Here is a 23,821-nt window from a genome sequence, read left to right on the forward strand (position 1 = left end):
TCACGCTGGAAACGAAACCTTGGCCCTCGACCGGAAAGATCTCGCGATTCTCGCGGAACTCACGACCAACGCGCGCGCCAGCCACACCGAGCTCGCCAACAAGGTCGGCCTCTCCAGCACCGCGCTGGCGCGGCGGCAGAAGACGCTGGAGGATGATGGCTACATCCAGGCTTACCAGGCCGCGCTCGATCTGGCGCAATTCGGCCTCACCACCACGGTGCTTGTGCGCATCGCGCTGGAGAGCCAGAGCGACGAGGCGCTGAAGGCGTTCGAGGCGGAGGTGGTGAAGTGCCCCTCCGTAGTGCGCTGCTTCCTGATGTCGGGCACCGACGACTACATCCTGATCGTGCTCGCCCGCGACATCCAGGATTTCGAGCGTATCCATCGCACCGAGCTGTCGCGCCTGCCGCGCGTGGCGCGGGTGCAATCGAGCTTCGCGCTGCGCGAGGTCGTCAATCGCGCGGTGCCGACGGTGGTGTTCGGCGAGACGAAGCGGTAGCCGAGTCGTCCACGGCGCGTGCGGTCGCGCCGTCAAGCGCATCACTTCACAGTCGCATTCATTCCGCCATCAAAGATAATTGAGGCCAATTCAGCCGAACGGTTGAGGCGCAACGGGCGCCTTCGCGGACCTATGAAGGTGTGCAGCATCGCCGTTTTCGCGATCCGTTTCATACAACCTTTCGGTTTTGAGGTCTTCGATGTTCAAATCCAGCCGCCGTCTTTTCATTCAATCCGTTGCATTCGGTGCCGGAGTCCTCGGCGCCGCCAAATCCGCGCTCGCAGCGCCCGATGGACATGCTGCCGGCTACGACGTCGCCCCGGCATCCGAATTCCTGAAGACGATCCCGCGAAAGTCGGGTGATCCCGTGGTGTTCACCGCCTCGCTCGACAAGGGACCGATCAAGGCCACATCCGGCGGCTGGGCGCGCGAGGTCACGACCCGCACGCTTCCGCTCGCGACCGGAATTGCCGGCGCGCATCTGTTCGTCAACGCGGGCGGCGCCCGCGAAATGCATTGGCACAATTCGGCCGAGTGGGCCTATCTCGTGGACGGCCATTGCCAGGTGACGGTGGTCGATCCCGAGGGCCAGCTCGAAGTCGCCAACCTTGGGCCTGGCGATCTCTGGTTCTTCCCGAAGGGTCACAGCCACGCCATCCAGACGCTGGGGCCAGCCCCCTGTCACGCCATCCTCGCCTTCGATGACGGTCTCTATTCCGAGCACGGCACCTTCGGGATCAGCGATTGGATGAGCCGCTACGACGCGCCGGCCTTGTCCCAGGCGCTGGGCGTTTCCACGGAGACCTTCAGCCCGAATCCGAAGGCCGAGACCTACATCATGCAGGGCGAGGTGCTGGCGCTCGACGGTCCGCAGGCAAAAGTCGCCCGCGCGCTGGATCGCGACCGCACCCACCGCTTCGCACTGATGGCGCAGAAGCCGCGCGTGAGCACGGCGGGCGGTCAGCTTTACGTCGCCTCCGCCAAGGAGTTTCCGGTCTCGAGCACCATGACCGGAACAGTGCTCAAGCTCAGATCCGGCGCGATGCACGAGCCGCATTGGCACACCGACGCCAACGAATGGCACTACGTCCTGAAGGGACGCACGCGCGTGACCTTGTTCGCGTTCGACAAGCGGGTCGCGGTTGCAGACCTCTCGGCCGGAGAATGCGCCTATATCCCCGCCAATTGCGGACACTCCATCCAGAACATCGGCCAGGAGGATGCCGAGGTGATCGGTGTGCTCGACAGCGGCACTTACCACGAAAGCAGCCTCGGCGACTGGCTCGCGAAGGCGCCGCGCCATCTGCTTGCCAATAATTTCGGCGTCTCGGAGGCGGCCGTGGCCAATTTCGGGCGCAAGCGGATGGTCATCGCCAGCGCAAGCTGAGCACTGTCATAGAACTGTCATCGAATGTGCCGAGACCTGTCAGTCTCTGCACATTCGGGACACGCCATGGACTATTTCAAGCGCTTCAACTTCCTGTTCGCCGCACCTGTTTTCGACGCCGACGACCTCGAGGGCGTCCGCTTCAACCAGATCATCGAGGAGATCCAGCGCTCCGGCTTCGAGGTGGTTCGGGCCCGCAAGCTGGAAGACGCGGAAATGGCGGTGCAGACCGATGCCGCGATCGGCTGCATGGTGGTGGATTGGGGCAAGAAGGGGCTTGAGGGCAAGACCTCGGCACTGATCAACCTGATGCGACGCCGCGGCCTCGACTTCCCGATCATCCTGCTGATCCGGCGCAAGCGCTTCGAGGACCTGCCGGTCGAGGTGCTCGACTTCATCGACGGCTATGTCTTCCTGTCCGAGGAGACGCCGACTTTCATCGCCAAGAACCTGATCAGCCGGCTCAAGCAATATGCCGAGACGCTCAAGACGCCGTTCTTCGGCGCGCTGGTCGACTATGCCGAGGAAGGCAACCAGCTCTGGACCTGCCCGGGCCACAATGGCGGGGTGTTCTACAACCGCAGCCCGATCGGCCGGGTGTTCGTCGAGCATCTCGGCGAATCCGTGTTCCGCGACGATCTCGACAATTCCGTGCTCGATCTCGGCGATCTCCTCACCCATGAGGGGCCGGCGCTGAAGGCGCAGAAGGAGGCGGCAGCGATCTTCGGCGCTGAAAAGACCTACTTCGTGCTCAACGGCACCTCGACCTCGAACAAGGTTGCGCTCGGCGCGCTCGTCACCGACGGCGACCTCGTGCTGTTCGACCGCAACAACCACAAGGCCGCCCATCACGGCGCGCTGATGATCAATGGCGGCATTCCGGTCTATGTCCCGACCATCCGCAATGCCTGGGGCCTGATCGGACCGATGCGCTGGGACGTGCTCGACGAGAAGGCGCTGCGCGAGGCGATCCGCAACCATCCTTTGGTCACGGACAAGGACGCCTGGCGCAAGGAGCGGCCATTCCGCGTCGCCGTGGTCGAGCAATGCACCTATGACGGCACGATCCACAATGCCGAAATGATCCTGAAGCGCATCGGCCATCTCTGCGAATACATCCTGTTCGACGAGGCCTGGGCCGGCTTCATGAAGTTCCATCCGCTCTATGCCGGCCGCTTCGCCATGGGGCTTGCCAACCTTCCGCCGGAGGCGCCGGGCATCATCGCGACGCAGTCGACCCACAAGCAGCTCGCCAGTTTCTCGCAAGCCTCGCAGATCCACATCAAGGACCGCCACATCCGCGGCCAGAAGCGCCGCGTCGAGCACCGCCGCTTCAACGAAAGCTTCATGCAGCACGCCTCGACGTCACCGTTCTATCCGCTGTTCGCCTCGCTCGACGTCGGCGCACAGATGATGAAGGGCCGCTCCGGCGAAGTGCTGTGGGACGACACGATCAGGCTCGGCATCGAGCTGCGCAAGAAAATCCGCGCGATGCGCCGGGAGTTCGAAGAGAAAGAACAGAACGTGGACCGGCGCTGGTTCTTCGAGCCGTTCGTGCCCGATCGCGTCGCCATTCCCGACGTAGGCCGCCCCGGCGCCGCGCATAACGTTGCCTGGGAGACGCTGTCGACCGACGAGCTCGCCACCAATCCCGCGCTCTGGCAGCTCGGCCCCGACAGCAACTGGCACGGCTTCGCCGGCATGGCCGAAGGCTTTGCCATGACCGATCCGAACAAGCTGACGCTGCTGACCCCCGGCTTCGACCGCACTACCGGCGCCTATGCCGATCACGGCATCCCTGCCCCGGTCGTCGCGCAATATCTGCGCGAAAACCGCATCGTGCCTGAAAAGAACGACCTCAACTCGCTGCTCTTCCTGCTCACGCCGGGCGTCGAGGCCAGCAAGGCCGGCACGCTGATCTCCGGCCTCGTCGCGTTCAAGCGACTGCACGACGACAATGCGCTGCTGGCGGACGCAATCCCGGAATTCTACCAGCGGCGGCATGCACGCTATGCCGGCGTGCGGCTGCGTGACCTCTGCGGCGAAATGCACCGCTTCTTCCGCGCTGCCGACGTCAGTGCGCTCCAGGCGCGGCAATTCATGCCCGAGCACATGCCGGAGATTGCGATGTCGCCGCGCGATGCCGCGCGCTTCCTGTTCAAGAACGACGTCGACTATCTGCCGATCGAGGCCATCGCCGGCCGCATCGCCACCACGCCCTTTGTGGTCTATCCCCCCGGGATCGCCACCATCGTTCCCGGCGAGCGGCTGACGGAACGGGCCAAGCCCATGGTGGATTATCTCAAGATGTTCGAGACCTGTTTCAACACGTTCCCGGGCTTCGATGTGGAAATCCAGGGCGTCTACAAGGAGGTCGATGCGCGCGGTCGCATTGGGCTTTATACTTACGTCGTGGCCGAGTAGGTGCCGATGAACGAAACAGCGATTGCACGCACCGATGACGAGCCGGTTCTGATCCGGCCGTCACGTGAGAACGATATCGAGGCGATGCTGGCGATCTACCGCCATCATGTCCGCAATGGTGTGCCACGGGACGTCGAGGGAACCGGCGCGCCGGAGCCCGACGATCTGCGCGACCGGCGCAAGAACTTGAAGCAGACCCGGCTGCCGCATCTGGTTGCGACCTATCGCGGCGAGGTCGTCGGCTATGCCTACGCGGTGCTGTTCCGCAAGCGCCCGGCCTATCGCTACACGGCCAAACACTCGATCTATGTCCACCACGAGCATCTCGGCCGCGGCGTCGGACGGCTGCTGCTCCAGGAGCTGATCGACGCTTGTGCGGCGGCTGGCTTCCGCCAGATGATCGGCTATATCGATGCCGACAATGCGCCCTCGCTGGCGCTGCACGAGAAGTTCGGATTTGCGCGCGTGGGCCTGCTCTGCGGCGTCGCCTATCGGCACGGCCACTGGTCCGATACCGCCATGGTGCAGCGTTCGCTCGGCGCCGGCGTCACCGCGCCGCCATCGCTCACGGCACCGGGACGTTAAACCTTACGACGGAAAGTCGGCCGGCCTGACCTGGATGCGGTCGGCATGCAGCGACCAGTGATGCAGCGCCTGGTCCTTGCAAAACCTCGCCTTCGCCCGCTCCCTGGCCTCGTCCTCGTCGGCGGCGTCGATCTCGAGCGCGCCCTGACAGACCTCGATCTGCCGGCCATACTGGCCGAGCACGTCCTTCATGAACCTGACGACATAAGTTGACATGGGACCTCCCTGCTGCCCCGGCAACAATCTAATCCCTTTTACCTGGTTTCGGGGAGGCGAATTTTGACCGAGATCAAATCCGGTGTCGGCTCGATCCGTCAGCCATCACGTCTTGATATCGAGCAGCGACTCTGTCGTTTCCGAATAGGCCTGAATCACCTTCGCATTGGCAATGAAGCTGTACTTCGCGGTCGCCAGCTGAACGAGTTCGCTGGCGAGATCGACGTTCGGCGCCGCGACCAGACCATCCTGGTTTGCGAAGGGAGCGTTCGGGTCGGATTGTGCCGTATAGCTTGGCGAAACGGTCGACACCGTCGCGATCGTGCCGCCCGGCGTCGAGCCGCTCGATTGGTCGACCTGATCGACCCGCAGCGGCACATAGGCCGCGGGATAAGTCGAGCTGGTGCTCGAACTGCCGGCACCAGCCGATGTGCTCGATCCGCCTGATGCGGGTAACGGGCCGGTCGTGCTGACATTGGCGATGTTGCTCGCGGCCACGTTCACGCGCAAGCTCGCGGACAGAAAGTCCGGATGTCGCAATCGAAAGTATGTTCATGCCCCTAGTCTATAGGGTCAAGTCATACGCGCTCATTCACGCCATCGATAAGATGCAGCGCATTGCATTTTCATCGTGGTAACCAACAGCCCTTCGCGCCCTACCCCGGCGTCACGCCGAAGGCCTGCTTGAAGCGCTCGGCGTAAACCGGCCAGACCTCGGGATTGATGATGCGCGGTGGCCTTTTGCCGTCGAGCGTCTCCAGCACCTGCTCGGCCGCGATGCGGCCCATGTTCTGACGTGCCTCGATCGTGACACCGGCCGTGTGCGGGCTCGCCAATACATTGTCGAACTGCAGCAGCGGATGCTCCGGGGGCGGCGGTTCCTTGGACCAGACGTCGAGGCCGGCACCGGCAATGCGCTTGTCGCGCAACGCCTGGAGCAGAGCGTCCTCGTCGTGAATGAAGCCACGCGCGGTGGTGATGAAATAGGCGTGCGGCTGCATCAGGCCGAACTCGCGCACGCTGATCATGTTGCGGCTGCCCTTGTTGAGCGGACAGGAGATCGAGACGAAATCCGCGCGGCGCAGGAGGTCGTCGAGCTCGACCTTCTCGCCGCCCCGGTCCGCCATCACCTCTTTCGAGAGGTAGGGGTCATAGGCCAGCACCTTCATGCCGAGCAGGCCCTTGCAGAGTGCTGCGATACGGCGGCCGACATTGCCGAGGCCGATGATGCCGACGGTCTTGTGCTCGACCTCGTTGCCGACGAGCTCGTTGCGGTTGACGTTGGCCTCACGGCGCAGCTTGCGGTCGGACTGGATGATGCGCTTGGACAAGGTCAGCATCATCGCCAGCGCATGCTCGGCCACCGAATGCGCATTGCCGCCCGACTGGTTCACGACCAGCACGCCCGCATCCGTGCAGGCCTCGACATCGACGGGGTCGAAGCCTGCGCCGTTGCTGGAGACCAGCAGCAGGTTCGGCGTGCGCTTCAGGAAGGCGGCATCGACATGGAAATGCGGCGCCAGCTCGTCGCGCGCGGCGCCGATCTGGTAGACATGGGCCGCGCTCAGGAGCGGGGCGTAAAAATCCTCGGGGCTCTCGTTCTCGATGCGGTCGAGCCGGACGTCGGGCCGCGCCTTCAGGATGTCGATGTAGATCGGGTTGGCCAGGTATTTGACGTAGAAGACGCGCTTGCTGTTGACCGACATCAGTACCCTTCCGGCTCTCTCCTGGAGACCCGCAAGCTCAGCGCAATACGCGCCCCGTTCCTGCGTCCCTCCGTTTTCTCATTATCCCGCTTATGACATGGCGGTGCCGGCCTCGGCAGGCCGTCTGGCGCAGATCACGGTGCCGGCCCGGACATGTTGACAATCCCGCCCGCTCCGTCAAGTTTCGGCAGACCGCCGCGACGACCAAGACAATGGTCAAGACCAAGAAACCTGCGCGGCACAAGGGAGAGCGCGATGGCGATTGCGGAACAGCAGGCCTCGTCCCAGGCGGGACCGGGGTCCGGCGACAGAAGCTGGCATAGCATCGTCCTGCAAACCCTGAAGCGGAACGAGATCAGCCTCATTCCCTACGTACCCGACCGGGTGCTGACGCCACTGATCAAGAATCTGCACGCAGATCCCTTCTTCACGACCTTTGCCACCGCGCGCGAGGAGGAGGCCGTCGGCATCGTCTCCGGCGCCTGGATGGGCGGGCGGCGCGGCGCGGTGCTGATGCAGACCTCGGGCTTTGCCACGCTCGCCAACACGCTCGCCTCGCTCGCGGTGCCCTACCAGATCCCGCTGATCATGTTCGTCTCCGAGCGCGGCACGCTCGGCGAATTCAACTACGGCCAGTCCCTGGTCTGCCGCACCATGCGCCCGGTGCTGGATTCGCTGGCGCTGGAGCACCACACCATCACCCGGCTCGACGAGCTCGAATTCATCGCCGACCGCTCGATCAAGCAGGCCGTCACCACGCAAGCCCCGGTGGCACTGATCCTCAACCCGCTGCTCACCGGCGGCAAGACTTTCGACAAGTGAGGTCGCCATGGATACGCGCAACACCAAGGTGATGAACCGGTTCGATGTGACGAAGCGCCTGATCGCAAAGCTCAAGCATGAGGAAGCGGTCGTTGGCGGCATCGGCAACACCAATTTCGACCTCTGGGCCGCCGGCCACCGCCCGCAGAACTTTTACATGCTGGGCAGCATGGGTCTCGCCTTCCCGATCGCACTCGGCGTGGCGCTGGCGCAGCCCAACCGCCGCGTCTTTGCGCTGGAAGGCGACGGCTCGCTCCTGATGCAGCTCGGCGCGCTCTCGACCATCGCGGCGTTGAAACCGAAGAACCTGATCATGATCGTCATGGACAACGGCATCTACCAGATCACCGGCGCGCAGCCGACGCCGGCCGCCGGTGTCGCCGATCTCGTCGCGATCGCCTTGGGCTCGGGCCTTACCAACAGCGCCTGGGCCGCGGACGAGGACGATTTCGAGCGGCTGATCGACGAAGCGATGTCGGCTGACGAACCCAGCCTGATCGCGCTGCGCATCGACGATAAGCCCGGGGTCGGCACCACCCGCAGGGATCCCGTGCAGATCCGCGAGCGCTTCATGCACGGCCTCGGTGTCCGCGAGCCGCTCTAACGTCGGGTCACTGACGACAAGGCCCTGCGGAGGTCACTCCGCAGGGCCGGATCGTTCAATCGCTATGGCGCCGATCAGTCGATGATCTTGACGACGCGCCGCGTGCGCGGCTCGACGATCACGCGGCGATCATTCACGACCGCATAGCGATACTCGGTGTAATTCGGCACCGGGCGCAGCACCACGGTGGGAGGCAGCGGCTCGCCGACCACGACGCGCTCCTGAACCACGACCGAATCATCGCGCGGGATGCCACCGAGGATCGCATTCGGAATTTCGAGGCCCGCGCCGACTGCTGCACCCACAGTGCCGCCGACCACCGCACCGACCGGACCGCCGATGTCGCCGCCCGCGCGTGCGCCGTTCCGGGCACCCTGCTCGGTCGTCGACTGGGCAAAGGCTGCACTCGACGCCAGCAGCGACGCGGCAACCAACGAAATCGCAAGACGGGTCTTCATGTCCACACTCTCCAGTGTTTGTTGATGCGCCTTCAACCGCGGGGCCGGAGCATTGTTCCGGTTCCGCCGTGGCGAAAGACACGCCAAATCCGAAAGAGTGTTACCGCGTAACAGTTCAGGCCGCGGCGATCTCGTGGCCCGCCATCAGTTCCAGCGCGCGCACCATCGCCGAATGATCCCAGCCCTTGCCGCCATGCGCGGTGCAGGATGAAAATAATTGCTGCGCCACCGCCGTGCTCGGCAGCGACAGACCGAGCGCGCGCGCACCTTCGAGCGCGAGGTTCAGATCCTTCTGGTGCAGCTCGATGCGGAAGCCGGGATCGAAATTCCGCTTGACCATGCGCTCGCCATGCACCTCGAGAATCCGCGACGAGGCAAAGCCGCCCATCAGCGCCTTGCGCACCAGTGCGGGATCCGCGCCGGCCTTGGACGCAAACAGCAGCGCCTCACTCACCGCCTCGATCGTCAGCGCGACGATGATCTGGTTGGCGACCTTGGTCGTCTGGCCGTCGCCATTGGCGCCGACATGGGTGACGTTCTTGCCCATCTTGTCGAAGATCGGCTTCATGGTGTTGAAGGCCCGCTCGGGACCGCCGACCATGATGGTGAGGCTCGCGGCCCTGGCGCCGACCTCGCCGCCCGACACCGGCGCATCGAGATAGTCCGCGCCCAGCGCCTCGATCTTCTTCGCGAACTCCTTGGTCGCCAACGGCGAGATCGAGCTCATGTCGACCACGATCTTGCCCTTGGAGATGCCGCCCGCAACGCCGTCCTTGCCGAACAGCACAGCTTCGACATGCGGCGTATCCGGCACCATGATGATGACGGCGTCCGCCTCCTCCGCGACCTCCTTAGCCGATTTGCAGGCGATGCCGCCGGCCGCGATCAGCTCCGGCGCGACCGGCGCGACGTCATGCAGGAGAACGCGATGGCCCGCGGCGAGAAGATGGCCGGCCATCGGCCGTCCCATGGTACCAAGTCCGATGAAGCCGATGTCGATCATGTCAGATGTCCTCAGGTCTCAAAAGTCTGCGCGGCGTGCCAGGACAGGCCTTCCAGCGTCGTGGTGCGCGGCTTGTATTCGCAGCCGATCCAGCCGCGATAGCCGATCGCGTCGAGGTGGCGGAACAGGAAAGGATAGTTGATCTCGCCCGTGCCCGGCTCATGGCGGCCGGGATTGTCGGCGAGCTGAATGTGCGAGATCTGCGGCAGATATTCCTGCATGGTGCGGGCGAGATCGCCCTCCATGATCTGCATGTGATAGATGTCGTACTGGATGAACAGATTGTTCGACCGTACCTCGGAGATCAACTGCACGGCCTGCTCGGTGCCGTTGAGGAAGAAGCCGGGAATGTCGAGCGTGTTGATCGGCTCGACCAGCAGCTTGATGTTCTCCCGCGCCAGCGTCGAAGCCGCGAAGCGCAGGTTTCCAACCAGCGTCTCCTGCAACTCGCGCGGATCGGCATCCACAGGTGCGATGCCGACGAGACAGTTGAGCTGGTCGCAATCGAGCGCCTTGGCGTAATCGATGGCGCGGAACACGCCGTCACGGAAGTCGGCGGTGCGATCGGGCAAGATCGCGATGCCGCGCTCGCCACCGGCCCAGTTGCCGGCGGGCAGATTGTGCAGCACCTGGGTCAACCCGTGGGCCTCCAACTGCTCGCGCAACAGCGCCTTGTCGAAATCATAGGGGAAGAGATATTCCACCCCGGCAAAGCCCGCCGCCTTGGCCGCGGCGAAGCGGTCGACAAACGGCATCTCGTTGAAGAGCATGGTGAGGTTGGCGGCGAATTTCGGCATGATGCGCTCCCCTATTCTGCCGGCTGCAGCACGCCTGGGCGCGCGGTCCCGACCTCGTCGAGTGGTAGATCCAGCACCTCCTCGAACTCGACGATATTGTCGATCTCGGTCCCCATCGCGATGTTGGTGACGCGTTCGAGGATGAACTCGACCACGACAGGCACGCGGTGCTTCTTCATCAAGTCGCGCGCGGTGGCGAATGCCGCCTGCGTGTCCTTGGGATCGGTGACGCGGATCGCCTTGCAGCCGAGGCCCTCGGCGACAGCAACATGGTCGACGCCGTAGACGCCAATCTCCGGCGCGTTGATGTTCTCGAAGGAAAGCTGGACGTGATAGTCCATCTCGAAGCCGCGCTGGGCCTGGCGGATCAAGCCGAGATAGGAATTGTTCACGACGACGTGGATGTAGGGCAGATTGAACTGCGCCCCGACCGCGAGCTCCTCGATCAGGAACTGGAAGTCGTAGTCTCCCGACAGCGCCACAATGTCGCGATCCGGACAGGCCGCGCGCACGCCGAGCGCCGCCGGCAGCGTCCAGCCGAGCGGCCCGGCCTGTCCCGCATTGATCCAGTTGCGCGGCTTGTAGACACCGAGGAACTGCGCTCCTGCGATCTGCGACAGGCCGATCACGGTGACATAGGTGGTGTCACGGCCGAACGCCTTGTTCATTTCCTCGTAGACGCGCTGCGGCTTGATCGGGACGTTGTCGAAATGGCTCTTGCGCAGCATCGTCTTCTTGCGGTCGCGGCAGGCCGCGGGCCACGCCTGGCGCTCGCGTAGCCTGCCGGAACGCCGCCACTCCCTGGCGACGGTGACGAAGAGCTCGAGCGCGGCCTTCGCGTCCGAGACGATGCCGAGATCGGGATTGAACACGCGGCCGATCTGGGTCGGCTCGATGTCGACATGCACGAAGGTGCGACCCTTGGTGTAGGTCTCGACCGAGCCGGTGTGACGGTTCGCCCAGCGATTGCCGATGCCGAGCACGAAGTCCGACTCCAGCAGCGTGGCGTTGCCGTAGCGGTGGCTCGTTTGAAGTCCGACCATGCCGGCCATCAGCACGTGATCGTCGGGGATCGCGCCCCACCCCATCAGCGTCGGCACGACGGGCACGTTGGCGATCTCGGCGAACTCGACCAGCAAGTCGGAAGCATCGGCATTGATAATGCCGCCGCCCGCCACGATCAGTGGCCGCTCGGCTGCATTGAGCATCTCCAATGCCTTCTCGACCTGCTTTCGCGAGGCGGTCGGCTTGTAGACGGGCAGCGGCTCGTAGGTCTCGTCGTCGAACTCGATCTCGGCGAGCTGCACGTCGAGCGGCATGTCGATCAGCACCGGCCCCGGCCGGCCCGAGCGCATCACATGAAACGCCTGGCTGAACACGCGCGGCACCAGCGCCGGCTCGCGCACGGTCACCGCCCATTTGGTCACCGGCTTTGCGATCGATTCGATGTCGACGGCCTGGAAGTCCTCCTTGTAGAGCCGCGCGCGCGGCGCCTGCCCGGTGATGCAGAGGATCGGAATGGAATCGGCGATCGCCGAATAGAGTCCGGTGATCATATCGGTGCCGGCCGGCCCCGAGGTGCCGATACAGACGCCGATATTGCCGGCCTTGGCCCGGGTATAGCCCTCGGCCATGTGCGAGGCACCCTCGACATGGCGCGCGAGGATGTGGCGGATCGAGCCGCGCTTCTTCAGCGCCGAGTAAAGCGGGTTGATCGCTGCCCCGGGAACGCCGAAGGCGGTCGAGATGCCTTCCTTCTCCAGGATACGCACGGCTGCATCGACAGCTCGCATCTTCGCCATATCGGACCTCGCTTGGTTAAGTCAGCGAGCGAGATCATCAGGTGCGCGGGATGCGATCTCAACGAAGCAGATTTTATTTTCCACGATGCGGCAGCCGTAGAAAAACTGCGGTGCTCTCAAGCAGTTAGATCGGGAAGTACGTGAAAGCGCCTCACTCGAACAACGGCGCCAGTTCCATCTGTGGCACCAGCACGAGGCCCTTGTCGGTGATGCGAATTTCCGGAATGACCGATAGCGGAATCAAATTGAAGCCCATGTAGGGGATGGTGCAGCCGGCCTCGGCCCATTCCTTCTTCAGCACCTTGACCTCCTCGGCCACCTCCGTGACGCGCTTGTCGGAGAGAAGGCCCGCGATTGGCAGCGGCACCAGCGCCCTCACCTTGCCATCGGCAACGACGCAGACGCCGCCCTGCTTCGCCTTGATCGCTGCGATCGCGACTTGCATATCGCCCTCGTTCGTGCCCGCGACGATGATGTTGTGACTGTCGTGGCCGACGCTTGAGGCGACTGCACCGCGCTTGAGGCCAAAATCCTTGAGCAGGCCATAAGCAACGTTGCCGGCCGATTTGCCGTGGCGCTCCACCACGGTGACGAAGCACAGGCCGTAGCGCGCGAACAGCGACGGCCAGTCCTTGGCCGGCTCGATCGCGACCTTTTCATGGATCAGCGTGATGCCGGGCAGCGCGGTCTTGATCGCGTTGACGGTGCAGGCCTTCGTCGGGAGCTCCGGTGTCAACTTGAGCTTCTCCGGCAGCTTTACGGTGACATAGGCCGCTTTCGGATATTGGAAGCGCTGCGACAGCGCCTGATCGAGCCGAGGCGTGATCTTGCGGTTCTCGACCACCAGCTCGCCGCCGTACCAGGTCGATTGCGGCTTGAGCTGATCGTCCATCAGAACGAGATCGGCCCGGCGGCCGCCGCCGAGCCCGCCGATGTCGCCTTCCATGGCGAAGCGCGCGGCGCCATGCAGCGAGCCCATCGACCAGGCTTGCTCCGGCGACATCCCCGCCTTCACGGCCTCGCGCACCACCCAGTCGAGGCCGAACAGCAGCAAATCATCGGCATCGCGGTCGTCGGTGCAAACCGCGGTGCGCTTGTGCGAAGCGCCGAGTTCGGTGATCGTCCGGATCGCCTGCGGCAGCGAGTGCCACGGCGTGGTCGGCGGGCCGCCGCGCAGGAAAACCCAGACGCCGGCATCGAGCAGATCATCGGCGATATCGCGGTCGATCGCCTCATGGGTGTCGGTCACGCCGCTTGCCGCATAGGCGGCAACGAATTCGCGGCCATAGACGTGGCCGGACACCGGCCGTCCGCGCTTCAACGCAGCCGCGAGGATTGCGTGGCTGCGCTCGTCGCCCATGGTGACGGGCACGAAATCCATCTTCTCCCCGAGTGCTACCGCTTCGGGCCAGCGATCAAACAGGCCGGCGATCTTGTCGGGAGTGAGATCGCCGCCCGCCGTCTCCAGTTCGGCTGAGGTCGCCGGCACGGTCGACGGCACTGTCAGAAAGATCGAGAGCGGCGCTTCGCGCGCGTCTTCCAGCATCGCCTCGACGCCGGCGACGTCCATGACATTGCCGATCTCGTGGCTGTCGCAGAAGATCGTGGTGGTCCCGTTCAGCAGCGCAGCCTCGGCATAGGCGCAGGCCGTCACCATCGAGGATTCGATGTGGATGTGCGGATCGACCAGCCCCGGCGCGATAATGCCGCCGGCGGCGTCGTAGACCGAAATGTCGCTCCAGGCTTTCTTCGCCGCGCCGGCGGCCTTCACCGCGGCAATGCGGCCACCGGTGATCCAGACCTCCCGTCCCGGATGGATCCGCTCCGAATAGGTCGAGAGCACCCGCGCTCCGGAAATGACGAGGTCGGGCGCGACGCGCGCGGAGGCGACATCGGCGAGACGGCGCGTCATGGCGTGCAGCGGCGCAACGGCGAAACGGGTGAGTTTGGTCATCAGGACCCTCGCATGGCGTTAAGGTCGGACGATGGTTACGCCCTGCGCCAGACTGGGCAAGCTCAAATATAGCGGCAGGCCCTGCTTACGCTTTAGGCGCCGACCCACCCGCAGGCCCTGACCTCGAAGGTCTGGCTGCTGGTCTGCGCGAGTTCCGCGTCCTCGGCGGTGCTGCGGCAGCCGGCTTGACCCGAATCCGCATCGACCGTCCTTTTGACTCGTCGATCTCGAACGAATTTGTCTTTCGCACGAGGCTGCTCAGATTGCGGAAACCGAAGGTCCTCGGATCGAAATCCGAAGCGAGGTTAGCGAGCTGTCGCCCGACCTCCCCGAGCGTCACCCAGCCGTCTTCGCTCTCCATCTGGGTGATGACCTTTTTGATGATGGGCGTCGCGGCATTGTGCGGCTGAAGCGGCGTCGACCCCGCCCCGGCGTCTTGAGTGTTCGCCGTGCCGGAAAGCAGGTTCTCTGTATAAACGAAGCGTCGGCAGGCCTGCCTGAAGCTCTCCGGCGTCTTGTGTTCGCCGAACCCAAAGACATCCACGCCCTGCTCCCGGATGCGGGCAGCGAGACGGGTAAAATCGCTGTCGGATGACACCAGACAGAAGCCGTCGAACCGGCCGCTGTGAAGCAGGTCCATCGCATCAATGACCAGGGTTATGTCGGAGGCATTCTTCCCCGTCGTATAGGCGAACTGCTGCTGCGGGATGATGGCGTGCTTCGACAGAATGTCGGCCCACCCCCTGGATCGCGCATTGGAGAAGTCGCCATAGATGCGGCGCACGCTCGCCTCGCCGATCTTGGCAATCTCTTCGAACAGCCCATCGGCGATCTTCGCGGAGGCGTTATCGGCGTCAATCAGGACAGCGAGACGGGGCGAACGAAGCTCAGAAGGCATGGCATTCCCCAGATAGACGCGACAGTGGCTGATGGATATACCGATGTTGGGGCTCTTGCCGCCAGAGGTGATTTCTTTCGACGAGGCACGCCGGACTGCAAATCCGACTCAGGCTGGCTTCACCACCGGCGTCACGCCCCCGAGCGCAGCCGTCAGTTCAGCGGCGACCTCACGCACCACGCGGCCGATCTCCGGCAGCCGGGCGTCGGTGACGCGACTGGTCAGGCCGGACACCGAGATCGCGGCGAGCGGTTCCGAGAGCGCGTTGTAGACCACAGCGGCGACGCAGCGCAGGCCCATCTCGGCTTCTTCGTCGTCCACCGCAAAGCCCTGCTTCCGGATCGTCGCGAGTTCCTTAAAGAGGTCGCTCGGCCTCACGATGGATTTCTCCGTGAGCCTGGGCATACCGTGATGGCGGATGACGGCGCCGACATCCTCATCGGAATAGGTCGCGAGCACGGCCTTGCCGACGCCGGAGGTCACCATCGCGACGCGACCGCCAACCTTGGTCAGCGAGCGCATGATCTCGCGGCTCTCCATGCGGGTCAGCACGATGATGAATTCGTCGTCGACCACGGCGAGATTGGCGGTCTCACGGGTCAGATCGCGCAATTTGCGCAAATAAGGAATGGCTTGTGCGGTAAAATTGCGCCGACGCGCAAAGCTCGCGCCCACCGTAAAGCTGCGCACGCCGACATGCCATTTCGATTCGGCACGGTCGAACTGCACAAACCGGCGGCTTTCCAGCGTCGCCAGCAGGCGGTGCACGGTCGAGGCCGATAGCCCCGTGCGGACCGCGAGATCGCTGAGGCGATAGCCCTCATCGTCCTCGGCCAACGTCTCGAGAATCGACAGCGCGCGGTCGACGGATTGCACGCCGCCGTCACGATCGGCCTCTGCTGCCGATCGTGTTTCAAGTGATTTGCGCCGGATCACGTTCTTGCTCATCGCGACCTGACTGATATCACCTCTCCCCGCGGACGGGGAGAGGTGAAGAGACCTCCACGTCTCAGAGCAGGCCCGCGCCGCGGGCCCACTTGTACTTGGCACCCAGCACCTCGACCGGCAGTTCGGTCGAGTAAGCATAGGCAGGGATGCCGTTCTGGTAGAGATATTCGGCAGCTTCCTCGACCTCGACGTCGCCGGCGAGCGAGGCAACGATCGGCTTCACGAAGCCCTTCGCTTCCATCTCCTTCTTCACCTCGACCATGTTACGGGCGAACACCATCGGCGGCGTGACGATGGTGTGCCAGTAGCCGAGGATCAGCGAGTGGATGCGTTCGTCCGAGAGGCCGAGCTTCACCGTGTTGACGTAGGTGATCGGCGGCTCGCCGCCGGTGATATCCACAGGATTTCCGGCCGCGCCGAACGGCGGAATGAACTTGCGGAAGGCCGCGTCGAGATCCGGCGGCATCGACATCAGCGACAGGCCGTTGTCGACGCAGGAGTCCGACAGCAGCACGCCCGAACCACCCGCACCGGTGATGATCAGCACGTTCTCGCCCTTCGGCGTCGGCAGCACCGGGACGCCGCGGGCGAATTCGAGCAGCTGCCGCAGGCTGCGCGCGCGGATCACGCCGGATTGCGCCAGCACGTCCTCATAGATCTTGTCGTTGCCAGCGAGCGCGCCGGTGTGCGACGAGGCCGCCTTGGCGCCGGCCGAGGTGCGGCCCGCCTTGAGCACGACCACCGGCTTCTTCTTGGAGACGCGCTTGGCGGCCTCCGCAAAGGCGCGGCCATCCTTGAGGTCCTCGCAGTGCTGCGCGATCAGGTTCGTGTTCGGATCCTGCTCGAAGAAGGCGAGCAGATCGTCCTCGTCGATGTCGGACTTGTTGCCGAGGCCGACGATCGCCGACACACCCATTTTCGCCGAGCGCGAGAAGCCGATGATGGCCATGCCGATGCCGCCCGACTGCGACGATAGCGCCGCGTGGCCCTTGACGTCATAAGCCGTGCAGAAGGTCGCGCAGAGGTTCGCCGGCGTATAATAGAAGCCGTAGATGTTCGGCCCCATCAGGCGGATGTCGTATTTCTTGCCGACCTCGACGATCTCGGCCTGCAGCTCCGGTGCGCCGGCCTCGGCGAAGCCCGACGGGATCAGCACCGCACCCGGGATCTTCTTCTCGCCGCATTCGGTCAGCGCCGCAGCCACGAACTTCGCGGGGATCGCGAACACCGCGGTGTCGATCACACCAGGCACGTCCTTGACGCTCTTGTAGGCCTTGTAGCCGAGGATCTCGGAAGCCTTCGGGTGGATCGGATAGATCTCGCCCTTGTAACCGCCGTTGATCAGGTTCTTCATCACCGAGTTGCCGATCTTGCCGTCCTCGGCGGAGGCGCCGACCACGGCGACCGCCTTCGGCTGCATGATGCGGCTCATGGCAGCGACGATCTCCTCGGTCGGGCGCGGTTTCGGCTTGGGAACATAGGCGAAGTCGACGACGATGCGCACGTCGGCTGCAATCGCGTCCTTTGCGGTGGCGAACACAGGGTTGAGGTCGAGCTCGACGATTTCAGGGAAGTCGGTGACGAGCTGCGAGACCTTGACGATGACGTCGGCGAGCGCCGTACGGTTCACCGGCTCGCCGCCGCGCACGCCCTTCAAGATTTCGTGTGCCTGAATGCCATCGAGCATCGACAGCGCATCTTCCTTGGTTGCGGGCGCGAGGCGGAAGGTGATGTCCTTGAGCACCTCGACCAGCACGCCGCCGAGGCCGAAGGCCACCAGCTTGCCGAACGAACCGTCGGTGATCGAGCCGACGATGACTTCGGTGCCGCCGGCCAGCATCTGCTGTACCTGGATGCCCTCGATCTTGGCATCGGCCTTGTACTTCTTGGCATTGCCGAGAATGGTCTCGTAGGCCTTCTCGGCATCCTGCGCCGTCTTGACCCCGACGATGACGCCGCCGGCCTCGGTCTTGTGGAGAATGTCCGGCGAGACGATCTTCATCACCACCGGGAAGCCCATCGAAGACGCCATCTTGCCCGCCTCGCCCGCCGACTTGGCCACGCCCTCCTTCGGCACCGGAATGCCGTAGGCGTCGCAGACCACCTTGCCTTCGGGGGCGGTCAGGCTGGTGCGGTTGTCGGCCTTGACCTGGTCAAGGACCTTGCGGACGACGTCTTTCGAATTGGACATGAGCTTCTCCCTTGACCTTCAGTTCTTGCTTTGCAAAGCGCGCGTGATGCGGCTGCCCGTGATACTTGCCATCGCCGCGCTCTGTTCCATTTGGCGGAACGGAGCGGCGAAATGCCTTGATTACTCCGCCAGCTTGGATCAAAAATGGCTAGTGATGGCATTTGGTATGCCAGAAGCCAACTTGTCAAGTCAGAGACCGCCTTAGAACGCCGCAAAAAATAGGCAGCTTGACATTCTGGCATGTGGTATGCCAAAAACTTTCCGGTAAATATTCCTGTAAAAGACGACTCCCACTGGAGGAGAATCGTCGTGTCACTGCGGAAACCAACCAAGGCGTTGCCGAACATGGCCGAGGCAGACATCGCAATCGTTCGTATTGCCCCGGAGAGCAGCTTCAAGAACAAGGCGTATGACGCCTTGAAGGAAGCCATCCTCAAGATGGACATCTATTCGACGCCCGAGCCGGTGATGCTGGACGAGCGCGCACTGTCCGAACGCCTGGGCGTCAGCCGCACGCCGATCCGCGAAGCCATCGCGATGCTCGAGCAGGACGGTTTCGTGAAGACCGTGCCGCGCCGCGGCATCATGGTCGTGCGCCGGACCAAGAGCGAGATCGTCGACATGATCCGCGCCTGGGCGGCGCTGGAGAGCATGGCCGCGCGCCTCATCACCACCACCGCGCGCAAGAAGGACATTTCGGCGCTGCGCGACTTCTTCAAGGACTTCGGCAAGGACCGCCTGCCCGAGGATCACGTCGAGGAATATTCGCGCGCCAACATCGCCTTCCACCAGTCGCTGATCTCGCTGTCGGAATCGCCGGTGCTGGTCGATCTCACCAACGACCTGCTGCTGCACGTGCGCGGCTATCGCCAGCTGACGATCGGCCGCAAGGACCGCACCGCGACCTCGCTGCCCGAGCATCTCGCCATGATCGAAGCGCTGGAGGCACGCGACACCGAGCTCGCCGAGAAGCGCGCCCGCGACCACACCCTTGGCCTTGCCGCTTACGTCGAAGCGCATGGCCAGGAACTGTTCACGTAACTCTTCACCTAGCAACATTCACCAGAAGGGCGAAAAATTCGCCCCGTTATCTTGAGACCAGGGAGACAAGGCCCATGCTGAACACCGCGACCAAGTCCGAAGCACCGGGCACCGAGCAGGAACTGACGGATGGTTTCCATCTCGTCATCGACGCGCTCAAGCTGAACGGCATCAACACCATCTATAATGTGCCGGGCATCCCGATCACGGATCTGGGCCGCATGGCGCAGGCCGAAGGCATTCGCGTGATCTCCTTCCGCCACGAGCAGAACGCCGGTTACGCCGCAGGCATCGCCGGCTATCTCACCAAGAAGCCCGGCGTCTGCCTCACGGTGTCGGCGCCCGGTTTCCTCAATGGTCTCACTGCGCTCGCACACGCCACCACCAACTGCTATCCGATGATCCTGGTCTCGGGCTCCTCCGAGCGCGAGATCGTCGACCTCCAGCAGGGCGACTATGAAGAAATGGACCAGCTCGCGATCGCCAAGCCGCTGTGCAAGGCGGCCTATCGCGTGCTGCACGCCCAGGATATCGGCATCGCTTTCGCCCGCGCCATCCGCGCCGCGGTCTCGGGCCGTCCGGGCGGCGTCTATCTCGACCTGCCGGCAAAACTGTTCGGCCAGGTGATGAACGCCGAGGCCGGCCAGAAGTCGCTGGTCAAGGTGATCGACGCGGCTCCGGCGCAGATCCCCTCGCCCGCTTCGGTCAAACGCGCGCTCGACGTGCTCAAGGCCGCAAAGCGTCCGCTCATCATCCTCGGCAAGGGCGCGGCCTACGCGCAGGCCGATGAAGAGATCAAGACCTTCGTCGAGAAGAGCGGCGTGCCGTTCCTGCCCATGAGCATGGCCAAGGGCCTGCTGCCCGACACCCATCCGCAGTGCGCAGGTGCTGCGCGTTCGACGGTGCTGAAGGACTCCGACGTCGTCATGCTGATCGGCGCGCGGCTGAACTGGCTGCTTTCGCACGGCAAGGGCAAGAGCTGGGGCGAAGCGCCGAAGAAGTTCATCCAGGTCGACATCGAGCCGAAGGAAATGGACTCCAACGTCGAGATCGTCGCGCCCGTCGTCGGCGACATCGGCTCGGTCGTCTCCGCCTTCAACCAGGCCATCGCTACGGGCTGGACCGCACCGCCGGTGGAATGGACCAAGGCCATCGTGACCAAGCGCGATGAGAATGTCGCCAAGATGGCGCCGAAGCTCATGAACAACAAGTCGCCGATGGATTATCACGGCGCGCTCGGCGTGCTGAAGAACGTGATCAAGGATCATCCCGAGGCGATCCTCGTCAACGAAGGCGCCAACACGCTCGACCTCGCTCGCGGCGTCATCGACATGTACCGCCCGCGCAAGCGTCTCGACGTCGGCACCTGGGGCGTGATGGGCATCGGCATGGGCCAGGCGATCGCGGCTGCGCTCGAAACCGGCCACCCCGTGCTGGCGGTTGAAGGCGACTCGGCCTTCGGCTTCTCCGGCATGGAGGTCGAGACCATCTGCCGCTACAATTTGCCGATCTGCGTCGTCATCTTCAACAATGACGGCATCTATCGCGGCACCGACGTCAACAGCGTCAACGCCGATCCGGCAACGACCGTGTTCGTCAAGGGCGCACGCTACGACAAGATGATGGAAGCCTTCGGCGGCGTCGGCGTGAATGCGACCTCGCCCGACGAGCTCAAGCGCGCCGTCAACGAGGCGATGGCGTCCGGCAAGCCGACGCTGATCAACGCGGTGATCGATCCGGCCGCGGGCTCGGAGAGCGGCCGCATCGGCAACCTCAATCCGCAGAGCGTTCTGCAGAAGAAGAAGTAAGTCCACCCCCTCAACCTTTATTCCCTGCGGTTCGCGGGGGCAGACAGAGTACGGAGCAACACAATGACCAAAGCGCTCGAGGGCGTTCGCATTCTCGACTTCACCCACGTCCAGTCCGGACCGACCTGCACGCAGCTGCTCGCATGGTTCGGCGCCGACGTGATCAAGGTGGAACGCCCGGGCGTGGGTGACATCACCCGCGGCCAGCTGCAGGACATCCCGAACGTGGACAGCCTGTATTTCACCATGCTCAACCACAACAAGCGCTCGATCACGCTCGACACCAAGAACCCCAAGGGCAAGGAAGTCCTCACCGAGCTGATCAAGAAGTGCGACGTGCTGGTCGAGAACTTCGGCCCCGGCGTGCTCGACCGCATGGGTTTCCCCTGGGAGAAGATCCAGGCGATCAACCCGAAGATGATCGTCGCCTCGATCAAGGGCTTTGGCCCCGGACCGTACGAAGACTGCAAGGTCTATGAGAACGTCGCGCAGTGCACCGGCGGCGCCGCCTCGACCACCGGCTTCCGCGATGGCCTGCCGCTCGTGACCGGCGCGCAGATCGGCGACAGCGGCACCGGCCTGCATCTGGCGCTCGGCATCGTCACCGCGCTCTATCAGCGCACGCATTCGGGCAAGGGCCAGCGCGTCACCGCCGCGATGCAGGACGGCGTGCTCAATCTCGCCCGCGTCAAGCTGCGCGACCAGCAGCGTCTCGCCCACGGCCCGCTCAAGGAATACAGCCAGTTCGGCGAAGGCATTCCGTTCGGCGATGCCGTGCCGCGCGCCGGCAACGATTCCGGCGGTGGCCAGCCCGGCCGCATCCTGAAGTGCAAGGGCTGGGAGACCGATCCCAACGCCTACATCTACTTCATCACCCAGGCCCCGGTCTGGGAGAAGATCTGCGACGTGATCGGCGAGCCGACCTGGAAGACCGATCCGAACTACGCCAAGCCCCCGGCCCGCCTGCCGCGCCTGAACGAGATCTTCGCCCGCATCGAGCAGTGGACGATGACCAAGACCAAGTTCGAGGCGATGGAGATCCTCAACAAGGACGACATCCCCTGCGGCCCGATCCTGTCGATGAAGGAGATCGCCGAGGACCAGTCGCTGCGCGCGACCGGCACCGTGGTCGAGGTCGATCACCCGACCCGCGGCAAGTACATCTCGGTCGGCAACCCGATCAAGCTGTCGGATTCACCGAGCGACGTCACCCGCTCCCCGCTGCTCGGCGAGCACACCGACGAGATCCTGCGCGCCGTGCTCGGCTTCAGCGACCACCAGGTCGCCGACATCCACAAGTCCGGCGCGCTCGACCCGCCGCAGAAGCAGGCCGCTGAGTAAGCGACGCCACAACGCGCGAGACCAAAGGGCCGCCCATCGAGGCGGCCCTTTTTGTTTGCAATCCCAAGCCCAAACCAAAACTGGAAAACAACCCCATGCACAGTAGCCAATCCCTTGGCTGCAGAAGCAGATTTCGAATTTTACGAATTTTGGTTGACGCGTCGGGCAAAACAGGGGTAATCTGTCACAATCCGAAAAGCGAAGGTCGGCCCATAAGGGCATCTCGACGCAGAGGCTCACCTCTGCCGCGCCTCGACCATTGGCCGGTTGGCGACCAGCCCCGCCTTTTTATTGGCGTCGGATAGTCTTTCGAGGAACCGAGGCGGTCGGCGTCAGTTGTTTATCCAGACCCGACTTCTCCACGCCAAGGACAACGCCTGTTTCACCAGCCCGCGAACGCGGACGGGACGTCGGCGAATTCGCGGGCCACACAGTTTCAAACACATCGAGATCGACACATGTTGAGAGATCATTCCTCTGATCGCGCCAGGCGCGAAGCCGACAAGGCGTTCAAGCCCGTCAAACCGCAGAAGCCGATGAACGACTATGCGAGGGCCCAGCACTCCCTCCACGAGAACCGCGAGCGGCTCAAAGCGGAACGATTGGCCCGCGAAGCTCGGTCAAAGGCCGGCGAAGACTAGGGCGTGTGCTCACAAGGGCGGCGTCGGATTCTGATAACGCCAAGCGCGGTTAAGGGCCGCGTAAGAAAGGCCGATGTCGCCTTGTGGCCCTTAGCTGACTATTTTGAGTGTCCGGCCAGATGTCAGCTTTTGACCCGATGCGGACCTCGTGCGCTTCATTCAAATTTGAGCAGTTGGTGGCGGGAAGAGTAGATGTACTCGGCTTAAGCAGTGGTTTGAAGAAAACAAACCGGTGAACAGGGATGTATCGAGAGCAGTCTATCTGGAAGCGAATTGACGCCCAAAGAGCTGTCCAATTCCGATGCTTTGAGGACGTCGCGTCGCATCTTTTCTGCGTCCAAAGCGCTGACTTTTATAGCTTGCCGATGACTCTCAACGCCCGCTCTGGCTTCGATCGCCAATTTGTAGAGCTTTTTATCGAAGTCGAGCCGGTTGAACGCAGCGAATGGTTCGGGACGATTGAGGAGGCCATTGCTGCGCATGAGGAGAAGTTTTTCTCAATGGGACGTGATCTAGCCGACCAAGAAAAAAAGCAATTACGATGACGTCCGGAAATGGCCCGTAGCCGACCTTCTAGCGTCGCCCGCGACCGTCAGCTTGTGACCCTTAGCGGACTCCAGGGCTTGACGCCCCCCGCCCCGCCGGCGTCCGCTTCCGAGCCATAATGACGTTGGCAATCGAAGCTGCCGGCAGCCA

Annotated in this window: 22 protein-coding genes; 11 read left to right on the plus strand and 11 right to left on the minus strand. The window is 63.6% G+C overall.

Annotated elements, in window-relative coordinates; genetic code table 11:
- Nucleotides 1-19: 19 nt before the first annotated feature.
- The 4 genes from QA645_RS29085 to QA645_RS29100 all read left to right on the plus strand — a co-directional run bounded on the left by QA645_RS29085 (nucleotide 20) and on the right by QA645_RS29100 (nucleotide 4,895).
- The gene (locus QA645_RS29085) at nucleotides 20-499 is read left to right on the plus strand and encodes an Lrp/AsnC family transcriptional regulator (protein ID WP_187437017.1); all 480 of its coding nucleotides are present in this window, start codon (nucleotides 20-22) and stop codon (nucleotides 497-499) included.
- 199 nt (nucleotides 500-698) lie between these two features.
- Nucleotides 699-1,886 (plus strand): cupin domain-containing protein, encoded by a 1,188-nt coding sequence (locus QA645_RS29090; protein ID WP_283044855.1) that lies wholly within the window; start codon nucleotides 699-701, stop codon nucleotides 1,884-1,886.
- Between the two features lie 66 nt (nucleotides 1,887-1,952).
- A complete protein-coding gene (locus QA645_RS29095; RefSeq protein ID WP_283044856.1) occupies nucleotides 1,953-4,310 on the plus strand; it encodes an Orn/Lys/Arg decarboxylase N-terminal domain-containing protein in 2,358 nt (785 codons plus the stop codon).
- Between the two features lie 6 nt (nucleotides 4,311-4,316).
- Nucleotides 4,317-4,895, plus strand: a complete 579-nt coding sequence (locus tag QA645_RS29100) for a GNAT family N-acetyltransferase (RefSeq protein WP_254130263.1) — start codon at nucleotides 4,317-4,319, stop codon at nucleotides 4,893-4,895.
- Between the two features lie 3 nt (nucleotides 4,896-4,898).
- On the opposite strand, the gene QA645_RS29105 is transcribed toward QA645_RS29100, so the two are convergent.
- The 3 genes from QA645_RS29105 to QA645_RS29115 all read right to left on the minus strand — a co-directional run bounded on the left by QA645_RS29105 (nucleotide 4,899) and on the right by QA645_RS29115 (nucleotide 6,817).
- Entirely contained in the window at nucleotides 4,899-5,111 is a 213-nt protein-coding gene (locus tag QA645_RS29105) for a hypothetical protein (RefSeq protein ID WP_027531168.1), read from the minus strand.
- 105 nt (nucleotides 5,112-5,216) lie between these two features.
- The gene (locus QA645_RS29110; protein ID WP_283044857.1) at nucleotides 5,217-5,615 is read right to left on the minus strand and encodes a flagellar basal body rod C-terminal domain-containing protein; all 399 of its coding nucleotides are present in this window, start codon (nucleotides 5,613-5,615) and stop codon (nucleotides 5,217-5,219) included.
- Between the two features lie 152 nt (nucleotides 5,616-5,767).
- The gene (locus QA645_RS29115) at nucleotides 5,768-6,817 is read right to left on the minus strand and encodes a hydroxyacid dehydrogenase (RefSeq protein ID WP_283044858.1); all 1,050 of its coding nucleotides are present in this window, start codon (nucleotides 6,815-6,817) and stop codon (nucleotides 5,768-5,770) included.
- Between the two features lie 255 nt (nucleotides 6,818-7,072).
- On the opposite strand from QA645_RS29115, the gene QA645_RS29120 reads away from it, so the two are divergent.
- Complete coding sequence (locus QA645_RS29120) at nucleotides 7,073-7,639, plus strand: thiamine pyrophosphate-binding protein (protein WP_283044859.1); 567 nt, start codon at nucleotides 7,073-7,075, stop codon at nucleotides 7,637-7,639.
- A 7-nt stretch (nucleotides 7,640-7,646) separates the two neighbouring features.
- Entirely contained in the window at nucleotides 7,647-8,243 is a 597-nt protein-coding gene (locus QA645_RS29125) for a thiamine pyrophosphate-dependent enzyme (protein WP_254130259.1), read from the plus strand.
- 74 nt (nucleotides 8,244-8,317) lie between these two features.
- Here the strand turns inward: QA645_RS29125 and QA645_RS29130 are convergent, their stop codons facing one another.
- The 8 genes from QA645_RS29130 to QA645_RS29165 form a co-directional block, all read right to left on the minus strand.
- A complete protein-coding gene (locus QA645_RS29130) occupies nucleotides 8,318-8,701 on the minus strand; it encodes a DUF1236 domain-containing protein (protein ID WP_254130258.1) in 384 nt (127 codons plus the stop codon).
- Nucleotides 8,702-8,816: 115 nt separating this feature from the next.
- Nucleotides 8,817-9,704, minus strand: a complete 888-nt coding sequence (locus QA645_RS29135) for a 2-hydroxy-3-oxopropionate reductase (protein ID WP_283044860.1) — start codon at nucleotides 9,702-9,704, stop codon at nucleotides 8,817-8,819.
- A gap of 11 nt (nucleotides 9,705-9,715) precedes the next feature.
- Complete coding sequence (hyi, locus tag QA645_RS29140) at nucleotides 9,716-10,501, minus strand: hydroxypyruvate isomerase (RefSeq protein ID WP_283044861.1); 786 nt, start codon at nucleotides 10,499-10,501, stop codon at nucleotides 9,716-9,718.
- An 11-nt stretch (nucleotides 10,502-10,512) separates the two neighbouring features.
- Nucleotides 10,513-12,303 (minus strand): glyoxylate carboligase, encoded by a 1,791-nt coding sequence (gene gcl / locus QA645_RS29145; protein WP_283044862.1) that lies wholly within the window; start codon nucleotides 12,301-12,303, stop codon nucleotides 10,513-10,515.
- A 151-nt stretch (nucleotides 12,304-12,454) separates the two neighbouring features.
- Nucleotides 12,455-14,257 carry an adenine deaminase C-terminal domain-containing protein gene (locus QA645_RS29150; RefSeq protein ID WP_283044863.1) on the minus strand — a complete coding sequence of 601 codons (1,803 nt, stop codon included), beginning with the start codon at nucleotides 14,255-14,257 and terminating at the stop codon, nucleotides 12,455-12,457.
- Nucleotides 14,258-14,342: 85 nt separating this feature from the next.
- Nucleotides 14,343-15,155 (minus strand): NYN domain-containing protein, encoded by an 813-nt coding sequence (locus QA645_RS29155; RefSeq protein ID WP_283044864.1) that lies wholly within the window; start codon nucleotides 15,153-15,155, stop codon nucleotides 14,343-14,345.
- 108 nt (nucleotides 15,156-15,263) lie between these two features.
- Complete coding sequence (locus QA645_RS29160) at nucleotides 15,264-16,103, minus strand: IclR family transcriptional regulator (protein WP_254130252.1); 840 nt, start codon at nucleotides 16,101-16,103, stop codon at nucleotides 15,264-15,266.
- 61 nt (nucleotides 16,104-16,164) lie between these two features.
- Nucleotides 16,165-18,294, minus strand: coding sequence for an acetate--CoA ligase family protein (locus QA645_RS29165; protein WP_283044865.1), 2,130 nt, complete (start codon nucleotides 18,292-18,294; stop codon nucleotides 16,165-16,167).
- 345 nt (nucleotides 18,295-18,639) lie between these two features.
- Here QA645_RS29165 and QA645_RS29170 point away from each other — a divergent pair, with 345 nt between their 5' ends.
- The 5 genes from QA645_RS29170 to QA645_RS29190 all read left to right on the plus strand — a co-directional run bounded on the left by QA645_RS29170 (nucleotide 18,640) and on the right by QA645_RS29190 (nucleotide 23,670).
- Nucleotides 18,640-19,335: a GntR family transcriptional regulator gene (locus tag QA645_RS29170; RefSeq protein ID WP_254135345.1), complete on the plus strand. Its 696-nt coding sequence runs from the start codon at nucleotides 18,640-18,642 to the stop codon at nucleotides 19,333-19,335.
- A 74-nt stretch (nucleotides 19,336-19,409) separates the two neighbouring features.
- Nucleotides 19,410-21,143, plus strand: coding sequence for an oxalyl-CoA decarboxylase (gene oxc / locus QA645_RS29175; RefSeq protein WP_254192814.1), 1,734 nt, complete (start codon nucleotides 19,410-19,412; stop codon nucleotides 21,141-21,143).
- 63 nt (nucleotides 21,144-21,206) lie between these two features.
- On the plus strand, nucleotides 21,207-22,484 hold the full coding sequence (gene frc / locus QA645_RS29180) for a formyl-CoA transferase (RefSeq protein WP_254130249.1): 1,278 nt from the start codon (nucleotides 21,207-21,209) through the stop codon (nucleotides 22,482-22,484).
- A 458-nt stretch (nucleotides 22,485-22,942) separates the two neighbouring features.
- A complete protein-coding gene (locus QA645_RS29185) occupies nucleotides 22,943-23,125 on the plus strand; it encodes a hypothetical protein (protein ID WP_254130248.1) in 183 nt (60 codons plus the stop codon).
- Between the two features lie 365 nt (nucleotides 23,126-23,490).
- Nucleotides 23,491-23,670, plus strand: coding sequence for a hypothetical protein (locus QA645_RS29190; protein WP_283044866.1), 180 nt, complete (start codon nucleotides 23,491-23,493; stop codon nucleotides 23,668-23,670).
- Nucleotides 23,671-23,821 lie beyond the last annotated feature (151 nt).

It is taken from the genome of Bradyrhizobium sp. CIAT3101 (assembly GCF_029714945.1).
In the GTDB taxonomy this organism is placed as follows: domain Bacteria; phylum Pseudomonadota; class Alphaproteobacteria; order Rhizobiales; family Xanthobacteraceae; genus Bradyrhizobium.

What these genes read in the sequence shown, in the direction of transcription:
- QA645_RS29090 (WP_283044855.1), top strand. Translation starts at nt 699, where the DNA reads ATGTTCAAATCCAGCCGCCGTCTTTTCATTCAATCCGTTGCATTCGGT.
- QA645_RS29095 (WP_283044856.1), top strand. Translation starts at nt 1,953, where the DNA reads ATGGACTATTTCAAGCGCTTCAACTTCCTGTTCGCCGCACCTGTTTTC.
- QA645_RS29100 (WP_254130263.1), top strand. Translation starts at nt 4,317, where the DNA reads ATGAACGAAACAGCGATTGCACGCACCGATGACGAGCCGGTTCTGATC.
- QA645_RS29105 (WP_027531168.1), bottom strand. Translation starts at nt 5,111, where the DNA reads ATGTCAACTTATGTCGTCAGGTTCATGAAGGACGTGCTCGGCCAGTAT.
- QA645_RS29115 (WP_283044858.1), bottom strand. Translation starts at nt 6,817, where the DNA reads ATGTCGGTCAACAGCAAGCGCGTCTTCTACGTCAAATACCTGGCCAAC.
- QA645_RS29120 (WP_283044859.1), top strand. Translation starts at nt 7,073, where the DNA reads ATGGCGATTGCGGAACAGCAGGCCTCGTCCCAGGCGGGACCGGGGTCC.
- QA645_RS29125 (WP_254130259.1), top strand. Translation starts at nt 7,647, where the DNA reads ATGGATACGCGCAACACCAAGGTGATGAACCGGTTCGATGTGACGAAG.
- QA645_RS29130 (WP_254130258.1), bottom strand. Translation starts at nt 8,701, where the DNA reads ATGAAGACCCGTCTTGCGATTTCGTTGGTTGCCGCGTCGCTGCTGGCG.
- QA645_RS29135 (WP_283044860.1), bottom strand. Translation starts at nt 9,704, where the DNA reads ATGATCGACATCGGCTTCATCGGACTTGGTACCATGGGACGGCCGATG.
- hyi (WP_283044861.1), bottom strand. Translation starts at nt 10,501, where the DNA reads ATGCCGAAATTCGCCGCCAACCTCACCATGCTCTTCAACGAGATGCCG.
- gcl (WP_283044862.1), bottom strand. Translation starts at nt 12,303, where the DNA reads ATGGCGAAGATGCGAGCTGTCGATGCAGCCGTGCGTATCCTGGAGAAG.
- QA645_RS29150 (WP_283044863.1), bottom strand. Translation starts at nt 14,257, where the DNA reads ATGACCAAACTCACCCGTTTCGCCGTTGCGCCGCTGCACGCCATGACG.
- QA645_RS29155 (WP_283044864.1), bottom strand. Translation starts at nt 15,155, where the DNA reads ATGCCTTCTGAGCTTCGTTCGCCCCGTCTCGCTGTCCTGATTGACGCC.
- QA645_RS29160 (WP_254130252.1), bottom strand. Translation starts at nt 16,103, where the DNA reads ATGAGCAAGAACGTGATCCGGCGCAAATCACTTGAAACACGATCGGCA.
- QA645_RS29165 (WP_283044865.1), bottom strand. Translation starts at nt 18,294, where the DNA reads ATGTCCAATTCGAAAGACGTCGTCCGCAAGGTCCTTGACCAGGTCAAG.
- QA645_RS29170 (WP_254135345.1), top strand. Translation starts at nt 18,640, where the DNA reads ATGGCCGAGGCAGACATCGCAATCGTTCGTATTGCCCCGGAGAGCAGC.
- oxc (WP_254192814.1), top strand. Translation starts at nt 19,410, where the DNA reads ATGCTGAACACCGCGACCAAGTCCGAAGCACCGGGCACCGAGCAGGAA.
- frc (WP_254130249.1), top strand. Translation starts at nt 21,207, where the DNA reads ATGACCAAAGCGCTCGAGGGCGTTCGCATTCTCGACTTCACCCACGTC.
- QA645_RS29185 (WP_254130248.1), top strand. Translation starts at nt 22,943, where the DNA reads ATGTTGAGAGATCATTCCTCTGATCGCGCCAGGCGCGAAGCCGACAAG.
- QA645_RS29190 (WP_283044866.1), top strand. Translation starts at nt 23,491, where the DNA reads ATGACTCTCAACGCCCGCTCTGGCTTCGATCGCCAATTTGTAGAGCTT.